At 65.1% G+C, this 21,889-nt stretch carries 20 protein-coding genes; 15 read left to right on the top strand and 5 right to left on the bottom strand.

Features of this window, described 5'->3' with window-relative positions; all coding sequences use genetic code 11:
* Both CAL29_RS05565 and CAL29_RS05570 read left to right on the top strand, forming a co-directional pair.
* A complete protein-coding gene (locus CAL29_RS05565) occupies positions 1-996 on the top strand; it encodes a Bug family tripartite tricarboxylate transporter substrate binding protein (protein ID WP_094851941.1) in 996 nt (331 codons plus the stop codon).
* A 78-nt stretch (positions 997-1,074) separates the two neighbouring features.
* Positions 1,075-1,764 carry a GntR family transcriptional regulator gene (locus tag CAL29_RS05570; RefSeq protein ID WP_179283918.1) on the top strand — a complete coding sequence of 230 codons (690 nt, stop codon included), beginning with the start codon at positions 1,075-1,077 and terminating at the stop codon, positions 1,762-1,764.
* Between the two features lie 67 nt (positions 1,765-1,831).
* Here the strand turns inward: CAL29_RS05570 and CAL29_RS05575 are convergent, their stop codons facing one another.
* From CAL29_RS05575 to CAL29_RS05590, 4 genes are all read right to left on the bottom strand, one after another.
* The gene (locus tag CAL29_RS05575) at positions 1,832-2,923 is read right to left on the bottom strand and encodes a PhnD/SsuA/transferrin family substrate-binding protein (RefSeq protein ID WP_256977211.1); all 1,092 of its coding nucleotides are present in this window, start codon (positions 2,921-2,923) and stop codon (positions 1,832-1,834) included.
* 186 nt (positions 2,924-3,109) lie between these two features.
* Entirely contained in the window at positions 3,110-3,865 is a 756-nt protein-coding gene (locus CAL29_RS05580) for an ABC transporter ATP-binding protein (protein WP_094851943.1), read from the bottom strand.
* Positions 3,855-4,802, bottom strand: coding sequence for an ABC transporter permease (locus tag CAL29_RS05585; protein WP_256977212.1), 948 nt, complete (start codon positions 4,800-4,802; stop codon positions 3,855-3,857). Before CAL29_RS05585 ends, CAL29_RS05580 begins: the two co-directional genes overlap by 11 nt.
* Positions 4,803-4,804: 2 nt before the next feature.
* The gene (locus CAL29_RS05590; protein WP_094851944.1) at positions 4,805-5,740 is read right to left on the bottom strand and encodes a TauD/TfdA dioxygenase family protein; all 936 of its coding nucleotides are present in this window, start codon (positions 5,738-5,740) and stop codon (positions 4,805-4,807) included.
* A gap of 283 nt (positions 5,741-6,023) precedes the next feature.
* Between CAL29_RS05590 and CAL29_RS05595 the strand changes: the two genes are divergently transcribed.
* The 11 genes from CAL29_RS05595 to CAL29_RS05645 all read left to right on the top strand — a co-directional run bounded on the left by CAL29_RS05595 (position 6,024) and on the right by CAL29_RS05645 (position 17,701).
* Complete coding sequence (locus CAL29_RS05595) at positions 6,024-7,244, top strand: ABC transporter substrate-binding protein (protein WP_179283919.1); 1,221 nt, start codon at positions 6,024-6,026, stop codon at positions 7,242-7,244.
* Positions 7,244-8,035 (top strand): ABC transporter ATP-binding protein, encoded by a 792-nt coding sequence (locus tag CAL29_RS05600; protein WP_094851946.1) that lies wholly within the window; start codon positions 7,244-7,246, stop codon positions 8,033-8,035. Before CAL29_RS05595 ends, CAL29_RS05600 begins: the two co-directional genes overlap by 1 nt.
* Positions 8,032-8,751, top strand: a complete 720-nt coding sequence (locus tag CAL29_RS05605) for an ABC transporter ATP-binding protein (protein ID WP_094851947.1) — start codon at positions 8,032-8,034, stop codon at positions 8,749-8,751. The genes CAL29_RS05600 and CAL29_RS05605 overlap by 4 nt, the downstream gene beginning before the upstream one ends.
* Positions 8,751-9,611 (top strand): branched-chain amino acid ABC transporter permease, encoded by an 861-nt coding sequence (locus CAL29_RS05610; RefSeq protein ID WP_094851948.1) that lies wholly within the window; start codon positions 8,751-8,753, stop codon positions 9,609-9,611. Before CAL29_RS05605 ends, CAL29_RS05610 begins: the two co-directional genes overlap by 1 nt.
* A gap of 7 nt (positions 9,612-9,618) precedes the next feature.
* On the top strand, positions 9,619-10,536 hold the full coding sequence (locus CAL29_RS05615; protein ID WP_094851949.1) for a branched-chain amino acid ABC transporter permease: 918 nt from the start codon (positions 9,619-9,621) through the stop codon (positions 10,534-10,536).
* Positions 10,533-11,084 carry a carboxymuconolactone decarboxylase family protein gene (locus tag CAL29_RS05620; RefSeq protein ID WP_094851950.1) on the top strand — a complete coding sequence of 184 codons (552 nt, stop codon included), beginning with the start codon at positions 10,533-10,535 and terminating at the stop codon, positions 11,082-11,084. The genes CAL29_RS05615 and CAL29_RS05620 overlap by 4 nt, the downstream gene beginning before the upstream one ends.
* 25 nt (positions 11,085-11,109) lie before the next feature.
* Complete coding sequence (locus tag CAL29_RS05625) at positions 11,110-12,540, top strand: LLM class flavin-dependent oxidoreductase (protein WP_094851951.1); 1,431 nt, start codon at positions 11,110-11,112, stop codon at positions 12,538-12,540.
* A gap of 62 nt (positions 12,541-12,602) precedes the next feature.
* Positions 12,603-14,231, top strand: a complete 1,629-nt coding sequence (locus tag CAL29_RS05630) for an ABC transporter substrate-binding protein (protein WP_256977213.1) — start codon at positions 12,603-12,605, stop codon at positions 14,229-14,231.
* Positions 14,232-14,242: 11 nt separating this feature from the next.
* Positions 14,243-15,220 carry an ABC transporter permease gene (locus CAL29_RS05635; RefSeq protein WP_094851953.1) on the top strand — a complete coding sequence of 326 codons (978 nt, stop codon included), beginning with the start codon at positions 14,243-14,245 and terminating at the stop codon, positions 15,218-15,220.
* A gap of 7 nt (positions 15,221-15,227) precedes the next feature.
* Positions 15,228-16,058 (top strand): ABC transporter permease, encoded by an 831-nt coding sequence (locus tag CAL29_RS05640; RefSeq protein ID WP_094851954.1) that lies wholly within the window; start codon positions 15,228-15,230, stop codon positions 16,056-16,058.
* Positions 16,055-17,701, top strand: coding sequence for a dipeptide ABC transporter ATP-binding protein (locus tag CAL29_RS05645; protein WP_094851955.1), 1,647 nt, complete (start codon positions 16,055-16,057; stop codon positions 17,699-17,701). Before CAL29_RS05640 ends, CAL29_RS05645 begins: the two co-directional genes overlap by 4 nt.
* Before the next feature lie 23 nt (positions 17,702-17,724).
* On the opposite strand, the gene CAL29_RS05650 is transcribed toward CAL29_RS05645, so the two are convergent.
* Complete coding sequence (locus CAL29_RS05650; RefSeq protein ID WP_094851956.1) at positions 17,725-18,942, bottom strand: acyl-CoA dehydrogenase family protein; 1,218 nt, start codon at positions 18,940-18,942, stop codon at positions 17,725-17,727.
* Positions 18,943-19,193: 251 nt separating this feature from the next.
* Here CAL29_RS05650 and CAL29_RS05655 point away from each other — a divergent pair, with 251 nt between their 5' ends.
* Entirely contained in the window at positions 19,194-20,840 is a 1,647-nt protein-coding gene (locus CAL29_RS05655; RefSeq protein ID WP_179283920.1) for an ABC transporter substrate-binding protein, read from the top strand.
* A complete protein-coding gene (locus tag CAL29_RS05660; protein ID WP_218831809.1) occupies positions 20,837-21,886 on the top strand; it encodes an ABC transporter permease in 1,050 nt (349 codons plus the stop codon). Before CAL29_RS05655 ends, CAL29_RS05660 begins: the two co-directional genes overlap by 4 nt.
* Positions 21,887-21,889: the final 3 nt, after the last annotated feature.

The raw sequence follows: 21,889 nt of genomic DNA on the forward strand, positions 1-21,889 counted from the left end.
ATGAGTTTCCTGCTGAAGCCGCTGCGCGGCATAGGCGCCGCCGCGGCCATCGTTTGCGCCATGTCCTCTCTGGGCGCCGCCGCCCTGGCGGCGACGGACTATCCCACCCATCCGATTACGCTGATCGTTCCTCAATCGCCGGGCTCGGTGGCCGACATCATGGCGCGAGCCATCAGCGTGCCGATGGCGACCTATCTCAAGCAGCCCATCATCGTGGAGAATCGCGCGGGCGCCAGCGGCGTCATCGGCGCGCAACTGGCCGCGCGAGCCGCGCCGGATGGCTACACGCTCTTCGTCGGCTCCGTCAGTACGCATGGCCTGCTGTCAGGTACGCAGGCCAATCTGCCCTACGACCCGGTCAAGGACTTCCGCGGCGTTTCGCAGATCAACGATTCGCCGCTGGCCCTGGTCGTCAACCCCGCTTCGGGCATCAAGACGATGAAAGACCTGGTGGAGCGCGCCCGCAAGGAGCCGGGCAAGCTGTCGTATGCGTCTGCGGGCAATGGCAGCGGCTCCCGATTCACGGTGGAACTGCTGCGCCTGCAGGAGCACCTGGATATGTTGCACGTGCCGTATCGCAGCCCGATGGAGGCGGTGCAGGCCGTCGTGGCGGGGCAGGCGACGCTCGCTTCGCCCTCGTTGCCCAGCGTGCCGGAGTTGATCAAGGCTGGCCGACTGCAGGCCCTCGCCGTCACCGTCCCCAAGCGTTCCCCGCTGCTGCCTGACGTCCCCACGACGGCGGAGGCGGGTTATCCCGGCGTCGTCTTTACCAGTTGGACCGGCATATTCGCGCCGGCCAACACGCCGGACGCCATCATCGATCGCTTGAACAACGCCGTTCGGGAGGCGCTCAAGGATCCCGCGGTGATCGAGCACATCAAAGCCACCGGCGCCACGCCCGTCAGCCAAAGTCCGAGCGAATTCGACGCGTTCGTCCGGTCCGAGGTAAAGAAATGGGTGGTCGCCGCGCAAGAGGCAGGCATCACGCCGCAGTAACGCCCGAGACTCGTCTAAAATCCGGCGTCCCCGATTTCAGCGATGCCGGGCGCGGGTCGGCTCCTCGCCGGCTGCCTCGTGCGCGCTGTCGTCCTTCATCGCAGACGTCCGATCATGGCAAAGTCAGCACCAGAGGTTTACGCACTCATCCGGCGGCGCATCATATTGGGCGAGTTCTCGCCCGGCACGCAACTCAAGGAAGCCGGGCTGGCGGACCAACTCGACGTCAGCCGCACGCCGGTGCGCGCCGCGCTCAAAACGCTGGCGAACGACGGGCTGGTGACGATCGAGCCGAATCGCGGCGCGTTCGTCGCCGCGTGGACCGAGCACGATGACGACGAAGTCTTCGACCTGCGCATCCTTGTGGAGTCCCATGCCGCGGCATTGGCGGCCAAGCGCCGCCAGCCCGAGCACCTGGCGACGCTGCATCGCTTGAATGCGGAACTGGCCGCCGCCATCGCGGACAAGCCCGATGATTTCCTGGAGCGCATCCAATCCATCAACCGGCAGTTCCACCGTGTCATCCTGCAGGCTTCCATGTCGCCGCGCTTGATGTCGTTCGCCGAGACCTTGCTGACGGCGCATCGCGTATTCGGCGCCTTCTATCACTACACCGACGGGCAGTTGAAAAACAGCCTGCAGGATCACCTCAACATCACCAGCGCAATAGATCGTGGCAACGCGCGTCTCGCCCGCGCACTGCTGGACGCGCACATTCGCGAAACGTGGGAAAGGTTGCAGGCCAAGCGCGGCAAGGGAGCTTCCTGATCCTGTACGGTTGCGCGCCGATGGCCCCAGGCGCCCGGGCATACGGACGGCGGGGGCCGATCCGAATTCAGCGAAGCACGTAAGGCCTGCTGCCGGGACGTTGCGAACCGTCGTCGACGGCGCGGTCGTTGACCAGCGGCCGCAACCGGACATGGTCGATGCGGTTCTGCGCGGTGACGATGTCGTTGTAGCGGCCGTCCACGTAGGGCGCTATATCGATCTTGCGCGAAAGCGCGCCTGTTTCCACCAGGCCGTCGGAGATCTCCTGGAAGATCCGCGTCAGCCGGCTGTCGATCGGGTAATAAGCGCCCAGGCCTTCCTCGTCCAGCAACAGCTTGCCCTGGGCCGTTGTCAAGCCTTGCAGCTTGACGTAGCTGGCCTGTATCCAGGCCTCGGGGTGGGCCGCCTGCCAGTTGTAGATCGCGACCGCCCTGCGCACGAAGTCGGCGATCGCCGCCGCCTTGGCGGGGTCCTGCAAGGCGGAACGTCGCGCGACGATAGGGTTCAGGCCCCAGTTGTGGCCGGCGCCGTTGGCGAGGATAGGCGGCGAGCCCAGTCTGAAGTATTGATGTCCCAGGACGATGGCGGCATCCACCGCGCGCGATGAAAATGTCGGCGCGACCTCCGAGCCCGGCACCTGCACGCCCTTGACGTCCTTGCGCAGGTCCAGCCCATGTCTATGCAGGATGCCCGCCAGGATCATGTGCCGGCCCGTGCCGGCGGGGTACGCGACCTTCCTGTTGCGCAGGTCCTCGACCTTCTGGATGCCGCTGCCGGGCTGGACGACAAGGTAGGTATTGGCGGGACTGCCGGGGTTGGCGGTGATGGCGATCGCCACCAGATCCTGGACGCCCGCGCCCACCGCGATGGGAATGGGAGCCTCGCCGATGTAGCCCACATCGACGGCGCCCGCCACCAGGGCTTCCAGCACCGCCGGACCGCCGTTGAATGTGGCGAAGCTCACCTGGTAAGGCGCATCCTTGCCCAGGCCCGACAGATGCCAGGCGGCGGAGGCCTCCCCGGATTGTTCGGCCACGACCAGGCGCGTGCCCTTGGGGACCGCGGCGGCGAGGCGTCGCGCGAGGGTGGCGTCATCGGCGGAAGCGGTCTCTTGCTGCGCGCCGCCGGCGGCTGCGGAGACGCCCTGGGCTTGCGCCATGACGCAAGCCCAGGCCAGGCAGCCGGCGATCAGCGCCCGGGCCCACCGGCGTGGCGCACGCCGGCCATTGGTCGCCCACCCTCGGATACGTTTGTCGTGGACGCGCGCAGGGCGCGGCATGGCTGCGGTTTCGCCGTACATGGCAATACTCCTGGTGTCATCGGAAAAAATACTCGGGCGGCGTCGCTAGTCCGGTTCGACGCCCAGTTCGCGCAGCAGGTGCGCCCGCAGCGGGCCGAATCCCGGCGCCGCGTGACGCTGCTGCGGCGGAAGGTCCACGGGCATGTCCACCGCAATGCGGCCCTCGCGCAGCACCAGGATTCGGCCGGCCAGTTGGATCGCCTCGTCCACGTCGTGGGTGACCAGCAGGACCGCCGGGCGATGCCGCGCGTAGAGGTCGCGCAGCAGGCCGTGCATGCGCAGCCGGGTAAGCGCGTCGAGCGCGCCGAAGGGCTCGTCCAGCAACAGCAGTTGCGGTTCGCGCACCAGCGCCCGTGCCAGGGCCACGCGTTGCGCCTCGCCGCCGGACAGCGTGCGGGGCCATGCCCCCAGGCGGTGCGACAGGCCGACCTCCTCCAGCGCCGACAACGCCAGGGCGCGGTTGCGCGCGGTGCGCGGCAGGCCCATCAACACGTTGCGCAGCACGCGCTGCCAGGGAAAGAGGCGGGCATCCTGGAAGACGATCGCGCGCTGCCGCGGCACGAGCACTTCACCGGACACGTCGCCGTCCAGCGCAGCCAGGACGCGTAGCAAGGTGCTCTTGCCCGAGCCGCTGCGCCCGAGCAGCGCGACGAACTCGCCCGCTGCGATCTCCAGGCCGAGATCCTGGAGCACACCGTGCTCGCCGAAGGTCCTGCCCAGGTGTTTCAGGACGACGGCCGGCGTGCCGGTGGTCGTGCCGGAGCGCAGGGCATGCCGCGGAATGTCCGGGTCAACGGCCATCGTAGGTTCGCCGCCAGACGAGCAGGCGCGCCTCCAGGAAACGGACCGCGGCCAGCGACAGCAGGCCAAGCAGCGCATAGACGGCGAGCAGCACGAAGATCACGTCGACGCGAAAGTATTCGCGCGCGTCGCTCATCATGCGGCCCAGGCCCACCGGCGCATTGATGGTCTCCGCGAAGATGAGTGACAGCCATGCGCCGGTCAGGGCAAGCCTGAGTCCCACGAGGAAGCCGGGCAATGCTCCGGGAAGTATGACGGCGCCGACGAGTTCGCGGCGCCCCACGCCCAGGCAACGCGCCGCCTCGATCAGCGAGGCATCGACGTTGCGTATGGCGCTGTAGGTATTGATATAGATGCACACGGCCACGTGCAGGGTGATGAGCAGCACCTTGGAAAGGTCGTCGATGCCGAACCATGCGATCAGTATGGGCAGCAGCGCGAAGTTGGGCACCGCGCGCAGGATCTCCATGTTGGTGTCCACGATGTTTTCGCCGGCGCGCGACAGGCCGCCCAGCAGCGCCGCGCCCAGTCCCACCGCCAGTCCCAGCGCGAGTCCCTTGGCCACCAGGGTGAGCGATGCCAGCAAATTGGTGGCCAAGACGCCGCTGGTCGCCAGGTCCAGCGCGGTGCGCAAGACCGTGACGGGCGCCGGCGTATTGCGCGGGTCGAAGACGTCCAGGGACGATAGCGCCTGCCAGGCCGCGATCAGAAGCAGCGGGCCCGCCAGGCGCTGCAACGCGCGCGGGATGCGATCCGACGCGGTAGTCCTTGGCGCCTGGGTCCGCGGGTCCACCACGGCGATGCCGGCGGGCGGCCGGACGAATGCCGCGGGCGCTGGTGGCGTCGCGTCCGATGTGGCGATCGGCGGCCCATGGGCGGACGCCGCGCCGGCATCCTGGGCGGCATGCGCACGCGCGACGGCGAGGGTTCGCGGCACGATCAGGCCGCCAGGAAAGGGTCGCCCGAGATCGATTCGGACGGCTTGCCGTCAACGCCTACGGGAACATCGCCAACCAGGGTGATGCGGTGGAGCACGCGCTCGAAGTTCAGGTGCTCGAAATCGCGGGGCGCCAGATGCAGGACCGCACGATTGTCCCAGAACGCCACGCTGCCGGGCTTCCAGCGGAAGCGGTCGGTATATTCCGGTTGCTGGATCTGGTCGAACAACAGGTCGAGAAGATAACGGCTCTCGCGCGGCGACACGCCGACGATGTGCTTGGTGAAACTGGGGTTGACGTAGATTACGCGTTCACCCGTCTCGGGATGCACGCGCACCACAGGATGAATGGAGGCCAAGGGTCTATTGCGCACCCACTCGCCGATGCGTTCGTCGCTGCGTTCCGCGTTGTAGTTGGCGCCGAAACGGTGTTCGGCGCGCAGGCCGTCGATCAGGCGCCGTATCGGCTCGGACAGCCCCTGGTAGGCGGCCGCCACATTGGTGAACTGCGTGTCGCCGCTATAGGCCGGCACGACTTCGGCGCGCAGGATGGAATACGCGGGCGGATTGATCAGCGGGGTCACGTCCGCGTGCCAGGCCGGGCCGTTGGCGCTGAGCTTGCGCGTGTAGCTCTTGCCGTAGCGCTGGGTATAGGCTTGCGGCGAGACCGTGTGGATTTCGGGATGGCCCTTGGGCGCGGCGTCCCCTTCGTAGGGATGGCCCGGGGTCACGTCGCCGAACTGCTTGCCGAAGGCAATCTGCTGCGCGTGGGTGAGGAACTGGTCGCGGAAGTAGACCACCTTCCACTTATGCAGGGCCTGGCGGATGGCTTCGATATGTTCCGCGGGAAGCGGGTGGCGCAGGTCCACGCCGGAGATCTCCGCCCCGGTCCAACCGGATTGGGGCAGCACTTCGATACGGTTCAGTACGGCGCTCATGTCTGGCCTCGCAGTCACGTGGAAAACGTGAATCATGCGTGGCCCGCACGCGGCCGCCCAACGAAATCATCCCTATTTGCTAATCCGGCATATGCGCATGATTTCTTCCCATGCCGAGCGCGCCGCATTCCTGGCCCGCCGGCGCTGCGGGACGCGGCCATCCGGCGGGCCGTGCCGATACTGCGCTCAGGGGGTCGATATATTTATGGAAAATCGGTATTTGTGGATAGTGAGACGGAGCACCAGAATATCGGCCTTCAATTTTCAAGCGGATGGTGCAGGCATGAAAGCCAGCAAGTGGAGGGCGGGTGTCGCCGCGGTATTTGCAACGGCATTGGGTTTCGGGGCGCTGGTCGCCGCGCCGGCGGCGTTGGCGGCCGGATCCATCAAGATCGGCCTGCTTGCGCCCTTGACAGGAACGGGCGGACCCTACGGCCAGGAAGAGGTCGACGCCGCCAAGGCGGCGGTCGATCACATCAATGCGGCGGGCGGCGTGCTCGGCAAGCCGCTCGAACTGGTGGTGGCCGATGACGAATCCACGCCCACCGCAGGCGTCGCCGCGGCGCGCAAGCTGATCGACGTCGATGGCGTGGTTGCCATTGCGGGCATCTGGAGCAGCGGCGTCGGCCTGGCGGTGCGTCCGGTTGCCCTCGAAAAAGGCGTCGCCCTGCTGCCCAACGGTTCAGCGGATGAATTGACGCAGGGAGATACCAAGGGGTTGGTGTGGCGCTTCCAGACCAACGGCAAGGCGTGGGGCGAAGCCTTCGCCAACGTGGTGGCCGGCGACGGCGCCAAGACGGCTTCCATCCTGGTGCTGCAAACGCCTTTCACATTGAGTACGGTCCAGCCTTTTGCCGACCGCTTCAAGGAGAAGGGCGGCAAGATCCTGGACATCGTCTATTTCAACCCGAACCAGCCGTCGTACCGGACCGAGGTCGAGAAAATCTTCGGCAAGAGGCCGGATGCGGTCTTCGTGCCCAGCTACATCAACGAGTTCAGCGCGATAGTCAAGGAAGCCTACCGGGGCGGCTATGAAAGCAAGCTCTACACGTTCAGCCATGCGGCCGACAGTGGCGGCAAGTTCGTGCAGAACGTGGGCAAGCAGGCGGCCGAAGGCGTGAACCACGTGCAGGCGACTCCCGTCGGCGCCAGCGACACCTACAAGCTCTATCTGCGGCAGACGGGCCAGAAGGAGGGCACCATCGTGGCCTTCGGCGCCAATGTGTTCGATGAAATCAACGTGCTGGCCCTGGCCATCGCCAAGGCGGGAAGCGCCAGGGCGGTCGATTTCGCCAAGGAAATCCCGAACGTGGTCAATGCCGATGGCCCGGCCGTGCACGATCCGGTCGAAGGCCTGGCGCTGGCCGGCCAGGGCAAGCCCTTCCGCTATGCGGGCGCGGCGGCGGACTTCAAGTTCCTGCCCAATGGCGACCAGACGAATCTGGACTACGGTCATTGGCGTGTGCTCGACGGGGTGAGCAAGCTGGTCGGAACGACCAAATAATGCCGCGTCAGCCCGATGCAGCACATGCCGGCGCGCTGTTGGCGGCGGCGAATGTCGGCGTCCGGTTCGGGGAGTTCACCGCGTTGGACGGCGTCAGCGTGGCTTTTCCCCGAGGCGCCGTCACGGGCCTGGTCGGCCCCAATGGGGCCGGCAAGTCCACGCTGTTCAACGTGCTCGGGGGGCAGGCGTCGCCGGGGACGGGGCATGTGGTTTTCGACGGCGCCGATATCACGCATGCCGCGCCGCACCTGCGGGCAAGCCTGGGCTTGACGCGCACTTTCCAGATTTCACGGGAATTGGGGGCCCTGACGGTCCTGGAAAACCTGCTTCTCGCGCTTCCCGGGCAGTCAGGGGAAGGGGTGCTGCGGGCGCTGTTCAGGCCTGCCCGCGTGCGGCGGGAGGAGGAGCAGGGGATCGAGCGCGCTCGCGCATTGCTGACCCGCGTGGATCTCTGGCGCCTGGCCGACGCGCGTGCCGATACCCTGTCCGGCGGCCAGAAGAAGCTGCTGGAACTGTGTCGCGCCCTGATGCTGCGACCCAGGTTGATATTGCTGGATGAGCCCGCGGCCGGCGTGAATCCCGTGCGGGTGGGCGAGGTCGCCGATTTCATCCGCGTCCTGCAGGCCGAGGGCATGAGCTTCGGCATCGTGGAACACAACATGGACATGATCGCGGCATTGTGCGAGCCGATCTACGTCCTGGCCGAGGGGCGTGTGCTGATCAAGGGAAGCTTTGACGAGATTTCTGCCGACGCACAGGTAACGCAGGCGTATCTCGGAGGCCTGCGGTGAGCGGATTCGCGCTGGTGGACGTCGTGGCCGGCTATGGCGCGGAGCCGATATTGCACGGCGTCGACCTGGACATTCCCGAGGGCGGCAGCCTCGCGGTCGTTGGGCCGAACGGCTCCGGGAAATCCACGTTGATGCGGGTGGCGGTGGGACTGTTGCGGCCCCGCTCCGGCAAAGTGCTGCTGCGAGGCGAAGACATTACCCGGCTGGATGCCCCGGCGCGCGCCCGGCGCGGCATGGGCTATGTGCCCCAGGAGGCCAACGTTTTTCGCAATATGACCGTGCTGGAGAATCTGAAGCTGGGCCTGGAGTTCATCGACAGGCACGCCGCCAGGCGCTTTTCATCCCGGCGCGACGAGGTGCTGGATCTGTTTCCGGAAATCGCGCCGAAGCAGGATACGCTTGCCGGGCACCTGAGCGGCGGACAACGCCAGATGGTGGCCATGGCCGCGGCCTTGATGCCCGGCCCATCTTTCCTGGCATTGGACGAACCATCCGCCGGCTTGTCGCCGAAGAATGCCGAGGCCTTGTTCGCCGTGATCGCGCGTGTCGCGCAAACCGGAATCACCTTGTTGATGATCGAGCAGAATACCCGGCTGGGCTTGGGCGCCGTGCGGGAGGGGATGGTCCTGGCCGCGGGCGAAACGCGCGCGCGCGGGCCGGCGGCGGATATGCTTGCCGATGGCATGCTGCAGCGGCTTTACCTGGGGGCGGGCTGATGGCGCAACTGGTCTTCAACGGCATCGTCACCGGCCTGCTGATCGCCCTGCCCGCCTTGTCGCTGTCCCTGGTGTTCAGCGTGCTGCGGTTCGCCAACTATGCCATCGGCGCCATGGTCACGTTGGGCGCCTACCTGGTCTACGTGTTCAATGCGGGATTGCAATGGCCGCTCGTGCCCGCCGTCCTGGCGGGCATGTTCGCGGGCATCCTGGTGGCGTTGCTGGTCAATCGCATGGTGTACGAACCGTTGCGCGGCCGTTCGGGCGTGACCTTCCTGGTCGCTTCGGTCGGGGTGGGATTGGCGCTGGAGAATGCCGTGCGCTTCTTCGCCGGCAACGATCCGCGCAGCTTTGGCGTCGAGATCGCCCGGCCGATCCGCCTGCTGGGCCTGCGCATCAACCATGAGCAGGCGATCACCATGGGAAGCGTCCTGCTCGCGCTGGCATCGGTATGGATCGTGTTTCGCTATACCCGCCTCGGACGCGCCATGCGCGCGGTGGCCGACAATCCAGACCTGGCGGCGGTGCGCGGCATATCGCGCGAGCGGGTCGTGGCGGCCGTCTGGGTCTTGTCTTCGGCCATGGCGACGCTGGCGGGTGTCCTGGTGGGACTGGATGCCAATATCGATCCTCAAATGGGTTGGAACTATATCCTGCCGGTTTTCACCGCGGCGATCCTGGGGGGCATCGCCAGTCCCATGGCCGCGGTCGCCGGCGCGCTGGTCCTGGGGGTGACCGAAGAGTTCGCCACATTGGTGCTGGCGCCGCACTACCGGACGATCGTCGCGTTCGTCGTCATGGCCATTCTGCTGCTGGTCCGGCCATCGGGTCTTTTTGGAAAACGCTGGCTGGCCAGGTGAGGGGCGCATGACCGCATATATCATCTCCATTCTCACCCTCGTGGTGCTTGCCACGATGGCCGGGCTGGCACTCAATCTGCAATGGGGGCTGGGCGGCCTCGTCAATTTCGGTTTGTTCGGCTTCTACATGCTGGGCGCATACACCTGCGCCCTGTTGACCACCCACGGCGTACCGCCGCTGCTGGCCATGGCGGCCGCCATGGGGCTGACCGCCGCGGCGGGCGCCTTGGTCAGCCTGATTTCCGTCCGCCTGTCCGAGGATTATCTGGCCATCGTGACACTGGGGTTCGCGGAATGCCTGCGGCTGTTCATCAGCTACGAGGAGTGGCTGACGCGTGGGACGCTGGGGATTTCCGACATTGCCCGGCCGTTCGCGCCATGGCTGCCCGTGGCCTGGCGGGACGCGGGGTTCTTCGCGTTCGCGGCGGCATGCCTGGCGGTGGTCTTCGTCGGACTCCAGCGCCTGGCGGGTTCGCCGTTCGGACGCCTGGTGCGCGCCACGCGCGAGGACGCCGCTGTCGCGCAGACACTGGGCAAGAACGTGCTGCGGGTGCGCGCGAAGGTTTTTGCCATAGGCGGCGCCGTATTGGGCGTTGCCGGAAGCCTGCACGCCTTCTACTACACCTATATCGATCCAACGCAGTTCACCGCCACCATTACCGCTTATGCTTTCATGACGGTCGTCATCGGCGGTCGAGGGAGCAACCTCGGCGTGCTCGTGGCGGGCTTTACCGTCGTCCTGCTGCTGGAAGGCAGCAGGATGCTGATGGATGTGGTGCCTTGGCTGGACGGCGCCCAACTGGCGTCGCTGCGGCTTTTCCTGGTCGGCGTGGCCTTGGTGCTCATACTGATCTACCGGCCCGGCGGCTTGTTTGCCGAGCGCACGCTCCGTATCTCCGTTTCTCGAAGAGGTTTGCAACCATGACATCATCGCGCATTACGCTGAAGGAACGAGTCGACCTGCCCGAGCGTCTGTGGCCGCTCTGGGACAAAATGCTGTCCTACGGCCCGTTCCACGACCAGTCGGGCGTCATGGCCCATCGCCTGCCGATTTTCGAACACACCTGGCGCCTGCTGACGCAATTGTCCGATGAAGCGGTCCTGCACAAACGCTATCTCGAACTGGCCATCGTTACGGTATCCCTGCTCAACCAATGCCATTATTGCGTGGGCCAGCACACCCCCAAGCTGTCCGTACAGGGGATTTCGGAAGAGGGCGCCCATCGCTTGCTGGACTACGAGAATCATCCGGAGCTCGATGCGGTGGACAAGCTGGTCGTCGAATACGCCATCGCGGTGACGAAGAACTGGAACCGCACCGGGGACGAGATATTCGACCGCCTCAAGCAGCATTTCACGGAAGAGCAGATCGTCGAATTGACCTGGCGCGCGGCCCTGTGCGGCGCCTTCAATCGATTCAATGACATTCTCCAGGTCGAAACCGCGCAGCCCGCGCCGCGTACAGCCGCCTGATCACACCTGCGTTCCCGGGACAATCATGGGCAAATCGAGAGAAATCCGCCTGAATACTTTCCAGTTCGCGGCGCCATCGCACAATTGGGCAGGGCTCTGGCGGCATCCGCGCGACAACCAGGCCGATTACAACCGGCTGGATTATTGGGTGGACATGGCGCGGCTCGCCGAGCGCGGCCTGCTCGACGGCATCTTCATTGCCGACGTATTCGGCATCTACGATGTGTACGGCGGAAACGCGGATGCGGCGCTTGCCGCCGGGGCGCAGGCGCCGCAGCTCGATCCCACGCTCGCCGTTTCCGCCATGGCATTGGCGACCCGCCACATCGGTTTCGGCGTGACCGCCAACATCAACTGCGATCATCCCTTCGTCTTCGCCCGCCGTTTCTCGACGCTGGATCATCTGACGGACGGCAGGCTGGGTTGGAACATCGTCACGGGCTACCTGGACAGCGGCGCCCGTGGCATGGGGCAGACCACCACGCGCGAACACGACCAGCGCTACGAGGTCGCCGAGGACTATATGGCTGCGCTCTACAAATTGTGGGAGGGCAGTTGGGAGGACGGCGCCGTGGCGCGCGACAGGAGCGCGGGGCGGTTCACGCATCCGGACAAGGTCCATGTGGTCGACCACGACGGCCCGTATTTCAAAGTGCACGCGCGCGCGCTGGCCGAGCCGTCCCGCCAGCGCACCCCGGTGCTGTACCAGGCGGGAACGTCGCAGCAAGGACGCATTTTCGCCGGCCGCCATGCCGAGGCGGTTTTCCTGAACGGACAGACCCCCACGATCGCCGCGCAAGCGGTGCGCGATGTGCGCGAGGCGGCCCGTTCCGCGGGACGCGATCCTTACGACATCATCGCCCTGCTCGGAGCAACCGTCATCGTTGCGCCCACTTCGGCAGAGGCCCGCGAACTGCAGGCCGAATACCGGGAATATCTGCATGCGGCGGGCCAGTTGGCGCTGGTTTCCGGCTGGACGGGCGTGGATCTTTCCGCCCTGTCGCTGGATGACGCGTTGCCGTTCGTGCGCAGCAACGCCATACGCTCGACGCTGGAGAACCTGACGGTCCGCGCAAAAGCGCCCACGCGCATTCGGGATTTGCTGGACTTCACGCCCGTGGGCGCGCGTGCGCCGGTATTCGTCGGTTCGCCCGTCGAAGTCGCGGACCAGATCGAGGCCTGGGTCGGCGAGACCGGCGTGGATGGCTTCAATCTGGTGCGGACGGTGATGCCGGAAAGCCTGGCGTCCATCGTGGACCTGCTCATTCCCGAGCTGCAATCGCGCGGGCGATTCAAGACCGCCTATCGCGAAGGCAGCCTGCGCGAAAAGTTGTTCTCGGGCGGTTCGTCCCGATTGCCGGAAACCCATCCCGGCGCTTCGTATCGTCGCGCGACGGCGGTTCAGGCCAGCGCCCTGAGCGAGCCGGCCTCCGGCGCAACGCGGCGCACACCATGAATATATGAGAAATAGGCATTTCTCCTGAGGCCAAGGGGGCCCCTAAGATCCGCCACTCATCAATGAGTTTCGGAAAGCCCCCAATGAGCACCACCCGTCGCGAGTTTCTTCTTTCCTCCGGAGCCCTGGCGCTGGCCGCCGCCTGGCCCGGCGTTACGTTGGCGCAGCCCCCGGGATCGCCGCAACGCGGCGGCGTGCTCACCGTGCACCTCGGCTCCGAGCAACGGATCCTGAATCCATCGCTGCGTGCATCGACGGGGGTCTACATCGTTACCAGCAAGATCATCGAATCGCTGGTCGATCTCGACGCCGATGGCAAGCCGGTGCCGCAACTGGCCACCTCGTGGACCGCCGAACCCGACGGCAAGACCATCACTTTCAAGTTGCGCGAAGGCGTCGTTTGGCATGACGGCAAGCCGTTCACTTCCGCCGACGTCCAGTACAACGCGCTGGAGCTCTGGAAGAAGCAACTGAATTTCGGTACCGCGCTGCAGTTGTATCTCCAGGCAGTGGATACGCCCGACCCTCATACCGCCGTCTTCAAATACGAGCGGCCCATGCCGCTGGACCTGCTGCTGCGGGCGCTTGCCGACCTCGGCTACGTCGTGCCGCGGCATGTATTCGAAGGCAAGAACGTGTTGGAGAATGCGGCCAACACCGCTCCCGTCGGCACGGGGCCTTTCAGGTTTGTCGAATATCAGCGCGGTCAGTACATCATCGCGGAGCGTAATCCCCATTATTGGCGGCAAGGCCTGCCCTACCTCGACCGCATCGTCTGGCGAGTCATCACCGACAAGTCTGCGGCGACCGCGGCGTTGGAAACCGGACAGATCCAGCTCAGCGCCTATTCGCAGTTGACCCTCGCGGACCTGGACCGCCTCAAGAACGATCCGCGTTTCGAAGTGCGAAGCAAGGGCCTGGAGGCCAACACGTTCAACAACACGCTGGAATTCAACTTCCGCCGAAAGGAACTGGCCGACGTACGCGTGCGCCGGGCTATCGTCCATGCCATCGATATCCAGTTCTTCATCGAGAATTTTCTTTATGGACTGGGCAAGCCGGCCACCGGGCCGATCCCTTCGTCCTCCAAGGGTTTTTTCCCGGAGGGCAGCAAGCCTCCCTATCCGTTCGATACGAAACGCGCGGAAGCCCTGCTGGACGAAGCGGGCTTGCGGCGCGGTAAGGACGGCCGGCGTTTCTCGTTGAAGCTTGTGCCGATCCAGAATGGCGAAGACGTGCCGTTGCTCGCAACGTTCATCCAGCAGTCGCTGGATGCCGTCGGGATCAAGGTGGATATCGTTCAATACGACATCGCGGGGGCACTGACCGCGGTTTACACCAATCACAACTTCGACATCGCCACCGGTTGGCATCAATACCGCGGCGATCCGGCGGTGTCGACGACCGTGTGGTACCGGTCGGGCAGCCCCGCCGGCGCGCCCTGGACCAACCAGTATGGCTGGCAATCCGACAAGGTCGACAAGCTGATCGACGATGCCGCCACGGAGATCGATCCCGCCAAACGGCGAAAGCTGTATGCGGAATGGGTCGAGGCCGTAAACGAAGACCTTCCCATCTGGATGGCGACCGAGCGCGAATTCTATTCGGTTGTCAGCCGTGCCGTGCAGAATAGCCATAACAACGCGCGCTGGCCGTCCAGTAGCTGGCACGATACCTGGATCAAGACCTGAGGAACACTGGCATGCGCTTCCTCGCCCTGGCTGGACGAAGGCTGCTGGCCGCCGTGCCTGCCTTGCTCATTATCTTGGCCGGCTTGTTCCTGCTTCTGCAATTGGCGCCGGGGGATACCGTCGATGCGCTGGTCGCCCAGATGGGCGGCGGAGACGCGACGCTCATCGCACAGTTGCGAGAACAGTACCATCTCAACGATTCCGTATCCATGCGGCTTGGGGACTATCTCTGGCGCCTGGTCCATCTGGACCTCGGCCACTCCGCCATCTACGGCAAGCCCGTTGCCGTGGTGATCGCCGAGCGGCTGCCCACGACACTGCTCCTGATGGGGTCGGCGCTATCGCTGGCGTTCGCGTTCGGCACGGTCCTGGGCTTGCTCGCCGCGCGGCGCGTGAACCGGTGGCCCGATACGTTGATCTCGATACTGGGACTGATTTTCTACGCAACGCCTTCGTTCTGGTTCGGCCTCATGGGCATCTTCGTCTTCGCCGTATGGCTGGACTGGTTGCCGGCGGGTGGCTACTCGTCCATCGATGCGCAACTGTCGGGCATGGCGCGCGTGCTGGATATCGCGTGGCACCTGATCCTGCCGACGGTGACGCTGGCGCTGATTTTCATGGCGATCTACCTACGCGTCATGCGGGCTGCCATGCTGGAAGTATCGACGCAAGACTATGTCCGTACGGCCCGCGCAAAAGGCGTCGGTGAAACGGCCGTCGTCGTCCGCCATATCTTGCGAAATTCCCTGCTGCCCATGGTCACGTTGATCGGCCTGCAGGCGGGCACCATGTTGGGCGGGTCGGTGGTCGTCGAAAGCGTATTCGCGCTGCCTGGATTGGGCCACTTGGCCTATGACGCCGTCGTACAGCGGGATCTGAACACGTTGCTTGGCATCGTGTTCGTATCGGCGCTGCTGGTGATTGCGATCAACTTCATCGTCGATCTGCTCTACACCCGCCTCGATCCCCGCATCGCGGCCGGACGTTGAGCTCGCCATGGACATGCTGAGACGCTATCTGCGCAATCCCGCCGCGGTCATCGGGCTGTTGCTGATATTGCTGGTCATTGCCGCGGCCTTGTCCGCGGATTTCGCTTATCCACGCAATCCCCTGGGACTGGCTGGACGCCCCCTGCAATGGCCGGGGGATAATCCTCGCTTCCTGCTGGGCACGGACCAGGCCGGCCGCGACATTGCCGCGCAGATCCTGCACGGCGCGCGCGTCTCGCTGGCGATCGGCCTGATCGCCACCACGCTTGCCGCGGCCCTGGGGATATTGATCGGCTCCGTGGCCGGCTATTACGGAGGATGGGTCGACGACGTATTGATGCGCATCACCGAAGCATTCCAGATTCTGCCGAACTTCCTGCTGCTGCTGGTCCTGGTCGCGGTATTCGGATCCGACATACGCACCGTCGTCGTGGCGATAGGGATCGTGTCGTGGCCGCCGGTGGCGCGGCTGACCCGATCCGAATTCCTTACCTTGCGCAATCGCGAGTTCGTACAAGCCGGCCGTGGCCTGGGCATGAGTCATACGCGCCTGATATTGCGCGAGATACTGCCGAATGCCTTGCCGCCGATCATCGTCTACGCGAGCGTCATCATGGCGGTGGCGATACTGCTGGAGAGCGCGCTCGCCTTTCTCAATCTGTCCGATCCCAACATACCCTCCTGGGGCAATCTGATCGGGGCGGGACGCGGCGTGATTCGCGTCCAGTGGTACGTCAGCGCCATTCCCGGCGTCGCCATCCTCGTAACCGTGCTGGGTATCTCGTTGGTCGGGCAGGGGCTCAACGACGCCCTCAATCCCAGGCTGCACCGAACATGAACCCGCTGCTGTCCATACGCAATCTCTCCATTGCGCTACCGCCAGGCGCCGATCGTCCCCTGGCCCTGGACGGCATTTCGCTGGATCTCCATCCGGGCGAAGTACTCTGCATGGTGGGAGAAAGCGGCTCGGGTAAATCCCTGGCCGCCGGGGCCCTGCTGGGGCTGCTTCCGGATGGCGTGAAGGTGAAGGGCGGCGAAGCCATCTGGGCAAGCCGAGACCTGCTGAGGATGGCTCAATCCGAACTGCGGCAGTTGCGCGGCAAGCAAATCGGCATGGTGTTCCAGGAGCCGATGAGCGCGCTGAATCCCTTGCACACCATTGAACGCCAGTTGGGGGAAGTGTTCACGACGCACACATCGCTGGGCCGCGGGGAGATCCGGTCACGGGTGCTCGGCCTGCTCGAGTCCGTGCAGCTTCCCGATCCCGCGGCCGTGCTGCGGGCTTACCCGCATGAACTGTCGGGCGGTCAGCGCCAGCGGGTCATGATAGCCATGGCCCTGGCCCTGGAGCCGGCGCTGTTGATCGCCGATGAGCCCACCACGGCGCTGGACGTCACGACCCAGGCGCAGATACTTGCTCTCGTCCACGATTTGCAGCGCCGCAAGGGAACCGCCGTCCTGTTCATCACCCACGATTTCGGTGTGGTGGCGGAGATTGCCGACCGCGTGGCGGTGCTGCAGCGCGGCGTACTGGTGGAGACCGGCGCTGCCCGCCAGGTGCTGGAGCATCCTTCCCACCCCTACACACGGGCGCTCATCGCCGCCGTGCCGCCTCTTCGGCCCCCGCCCGAACGCCCGGGACTTCCTGAGAGTGCGCCGCCCGCATTGACCGTTGCCGCGCTCAGCAAAACGTACCGGCGTCGTGGCTGGCCAAGGCGCGGCGGGCAGGCAACCAAGGCGCTGGACAACGTCAGTCTACAGTTGCCCGCTGGGTCCACCCTGGGCTTGGTGGGCGAAAGCGGTTCGGGAAAGTCGACACTCGCGCGCGTGGTCATGGGACTGGTCGACGCCGATGCGGGGACATTGTGGATGGATGGCAAGCCGGACGCGGCGAGCCGTCCTGGGCGCGGCCTGGACCGGGCAGAACGCCTGGAGCGGGCGCGCCGGATCCAGATGGTGTTCCAGGATCCCTATGGATCGCTCAACCCGCGCCAGCGTGTCGGCGAGATCGTGGCGCACGGCCCGATCCTGCAGGGCGTTTCCCGTGACGAGGCGCACGCGCGATCCCGTGAACTGTTCGAACTGGTCGGCCTGGAGCCCGACGCGGTGCGCCGCTATCCCCATGAATTCTCCGGCGGCCAACGGCAGCGGGTGGGCCTGGCCCGCGCCTTGTCGGTGCGGCCGCGCATCCTCATCGCCGACGAGCCGGTCTCGGCATTGGACGTATCGGTCCAGGCGCAGGTGCTGGCGCTGCTGGGCCGCCTGCGCGAGCAACTGGGCCTGTCGATATTGTTCATCACCCACGACCTGCGCGTCGCCGCACAGGTTTGCGACCGGATTGCCGTAATGAAGAATGGGCGCATCGTGGAGGAAGGGCCGTGCAGGACGCTCTTCGAAGCGCCGGCACATCCCTATACCCAGGCGCTGCTGGCTTCCGTGCCCGGCCGCGACTGGCGAGGCGCCGCTCGTTACGCGGCCTGATCCGCACGGCGAAACCGGCGGGCCTAGAACACCTTGCCTTCGACCAAGTGGGTCGTGGTGCCGTTCAGGTAATAGTCGCCCACCACCCTGGCCTTGTGCAGAAGGGGGTTATGGCTGAACAGCGTGCGCAAATTACGCCAATGCCGGTCGAAATTGTGCGAACGTCCCGTCATCGACGCGCCGCCGGCGTCGAACAGCCGCTCTGCCGCTCGCAGGGCCAGTTGCGCCACGACAAGCTGGGTGCGCGCCGTCGCCAAGGCGCTTTCCAGCACGAGCGCCTCGGCGTCGGGAGCGTGCCTCGCCAAGGCATCGGAAGACCGGTCCAATGCGCGCGCGTTTTCGCGAACCAGGGTGTCGATGGCGAGGCTCTGGGCGGCGAGCTCTCCTATCACCTGTTGCACGAACGCATCTTCCCGCGCCGACGGCGCGGGACTGTGCTGCACCGGCCGGCCGTGCCGCAAGACATAGTTGCGCGCATCGGCCAGGATCCGGCGGACGATGCCGCATGCCGTCGCGACCAGATGCAGTTGCCGCAACGCGCCGGTATGGCGGCCCACGAGTCCGCCGGGGACGCGCGGGACGACCTCATGGGCCTCCACGCGAACCTCGTTGAGGACGAGCGTGCCGCTCGCCGTCATGCGCTGGCCCATGCCGTCCCAATCGTCCAGGATCTCCACGCCGTCCCGCTTCACCGGAATGAAGATCATCACGCCCGCCTCTTGTTCGTCGACGAGGTTGATCCGCGCAAAGTCGGCGAATGCCGTGCCCGTGGAGTAGTACTTGCGGCCCGAGACGCGGAAGTGGTCGCCTTGCCGCACCAACCGCGTGGTGACTTCCCCCGCGCGGGCGGTTCCGCGTTCGCTGGACGCGCCGCCATAGATCGCGCCGCCGACCACGCGTTCGATCTGCAGATCGGTATGGCTCGAGCGAGGATCCAGCCGCAAGGTCTCGGTAATGTCGAAATGCAGGCGCAATGCGTGCGCGACATTGGATTCCGCGGCGGCAAGGGTGGCCACCAGTTCAAATAGATCTTCCAGCGAGCCGCCACGACCGCCGCGTGCAACGGGGATACGCAAGGCGCCCAGTCCAGACGCGCGAAAGAGGTCGAACGCGAAGTAGGGAAGTTCGCGCCTGGCTTCCCGGGCGGCTGCATCTTCGCCGACACGCCGCGCCAATTCATCAAGGCCCGCAAGCGGGGCCCGTTCACCGCCCGCATGGGGTTTGTCCGTCTCGATTGTCATCCGGTACGCGCTGCCTTCTCAAGTCAATGATCGCGATCGGCAGTGTGCAATATCGCCGCGCGCAATGCGAGAGGCGTGGCGGTACTAACTTATATTCTCAGGCTATAAACCTCCGCCATGATGCGCCACATAATCAAATAGCGTCTATTTCCTATAGGACTCAAATGTTTGCCCTTAGGATAAGCCCTGGTTGTCGCACCGGTCCTGGCGCCGGTGCCACACATATCGTGGGTCGGACCAAGGTGAGGGCGATGCCGGGCAATATAGATCGACGCAGTTTTCTTCGTGCCGGCGGCATTGCGCTCGGCGGCTCGATGCTTGCATATGCAACGGGAGCACGCGCCGCGGGAGGCACGGGAGACAGCCCGGGCGCGCCGGGAGCGAGCGGCCCTTCAGGCGAACCGGTACGCGGCGGAACGTTGACATTCTCGGACACCGATACCGTGGCCAGTTGGCAGAACCAACGGTTGGGCACCTACAGTTCCGGCAACCTGATATCGCCGACCAACGTGCTCCTGCTGAATTTCGATCCCTACAAAAAGGTCTTTCAGCCGTGGGTCGCGGAAAAATGGGGCAAGAACCCGGAAAACACGCGCTTCTGGTTCAAGATCCGCAAAGGCATCACCTTCAGCGACGGCACTGCGTTGACACCTCTTGTGGTGGCGAAGAATTTCGAGCAGTTTGGCCGCGGCGACGAGAAGCTGCGCATCCCCGTGCATCCGCAGATTGCACGCGGATACGATCATGTGGAGGTGGACGGCGACGTCGTCACTGTCGTTCTCAATAAGCCGAACCAGCAGTTCCTTCGCGATGTGACGCGGTCCAATTCTGCCATCGTCGGGGAAAGGACGCTCGCGCTGACGCTCGAAGAGGCCGGATTCCCACAGAACCACGTCGGCGCCGGGCCGTTCATACTGGAGTCGTACGTGCCGGGGCAGGGCGCCGTGCTCGTACGGCGCGTGGGGTATGGTTGGGCGCCCGGCGGTTCGCCCAATCAAGGCGAGGCCTACCTCGACAAGGTCGTCTGGCAGGTGTTGCCCGAGATTGGCTTGCGCACGGGCGCCTTATTGTCCGGCCAGGTCGACGTGGCGCGCGGTATCCAGCCGGCCGATGAAGCGGCAATCGTCGAACAGGGATATCAGCTACTGGCCTATCGGCCGCCCTTGGGGACCTCGAATTTCGCAGCCTTGCGGGTGAATAACGAATTCACCCGGGATCCGCGCGTGCGGCAGGCACTCGTCCTGGGCATCGACAGGGCAGGCTTGTCGCGCGATGCGCTGACCCCGCGCTATCCTCCGCCGATCTCGATCCTCAATGCCAACAATCCCAACGCCGTCGATTTGTCGCAGGAGTTCGCCTACAACCCCGGCAAGGCCCGAGACCTGCTCGAGCAAGCGGGTTGGACGCGCGGTCCGGACGGCGTTCGCAACAAAGACGGAAGGCGTCTGCATTTGTCGGTGCCGCAAAGTTCGCAACAAGTCGCCCTGGGGCCGGCCTGGGAGTACATCGCGCAACAGTGGCGCAAGGAATTGGGCATCGTGCTCGATGTCCGGAATGATCCGTCCTTCGCGGCCAAAGCCAATCAGGATGTGAACGTGCCCATCATCGTCAACCGCACATCCATCATCTCCCTGGGGCAGTTCTTCGCCGACACGGGCAATACGACCTTGCTGGCTTCTCCCCCGGAACTCGTTGACCTCTATCGGCGCGAACTGGAAGCGGCGGACGACGCCGAGTTCAGGCGGGTGCAGATCGAACAGCAGAAGGCGCTGCACAAAGGGGCATACGTGATCGCCTACTTCGAGGAAGCACAGACCTTTGGCGCCTCGCCCGACGTGCACCTGACTTTTCAGGCGCAGACATATCCGGACTTCTACAACGCGTGGAAGAAAGCATGATGTCCTACCGCACGGCAGAGAGCGTCGACAACATAGAGCCAACCGTCCCAAGTAACTTCGCGGCGGCAACACGTTCCGAGGCGAACGGCGCGAAGCGACTGACCCGTTACGTGCTGTCGCGCATCGGGCAAGCGATAGGGGTATTGTGGCTGGCGTACACGCTGATATTCGTCGCGATCGCCCTGCTGCCCGTCAATCCCATCGTCCAGTTGTCCGCGAGCGAAAGCGGCATCGTCGATCCTCAGACAGTGGAACAGATGAAACGTTACTACGGCTACGACCGGAATGTGGTCGAGCGGTATTTCATCGAACTGGGGCACGTCGCGCAGGGCGGCCTGGGCTACTCGATCAGCACCGGACAAACTGTCGCGCAGGCCATCAGCGAAGCGGCTCCCCCTACCTTGCGCCTGGCGGCGACAGCGTTCTCCGCAGCCCTTTTGATCACCTTCCTGATCGTCGCCGCCGCCTCGTTGGGGCCCTGGCGCTGGCTGCGCGAATCCGTCTTGTTGTTGCCGCCGCTATTCGCCGCCGCGCCCGTGTTCTGGGTAGGCGTCGTCGCCCTGACCATCCTGTCGTTCAAGCTTCATCTCATCTCGGTCTTTCCAGACGGTACCTTCCTTTCCATCCTGGTGCCGTCCGTCGTCCTCGCGCTGCCTTTGTCGGCGGCGTTCTCCCAGGTGCTGCTCAAGAGTGTGGAGACGGTCTACGCCAGCGAATTCATCGACGTCGTCCGCGCGAAGGGCGCCGGCCCCAAGTGGGTTTTCTTTCGTCATGTCGTGCGTAACGCCGCCGCTCCGGGATTGACCGTCGCCGGCCATATCCTCGGCACGCTGGTGGGTGGAACCGTCGTCACGGAAACGGTGTTTGCCCGGGCGGGTGTGGGCCGCGCCTTGCAGGCCGCCGTGACCACGCAGGACTCGTCCCTGGTGCAGGGTTTCATTCTGATCATTGCCGCCGTCTACGTGGTGCTGAACCTGATCATCGACCTCCTGTACCCGGTTCTGGATCCCCGGATTCTGCTCGTGCGCGGCACGACCCGGGGATGACGC

The organism is Bordetella genomosp. 10 (assembly GCF_002261225.1).
Taxonomy (GTDB): domain Bacteria; phylum Pseudomonadota; class Gammaproteobacteria; order Burkholderiales; family Burkholderiaceae_B; genus Bordetella_C.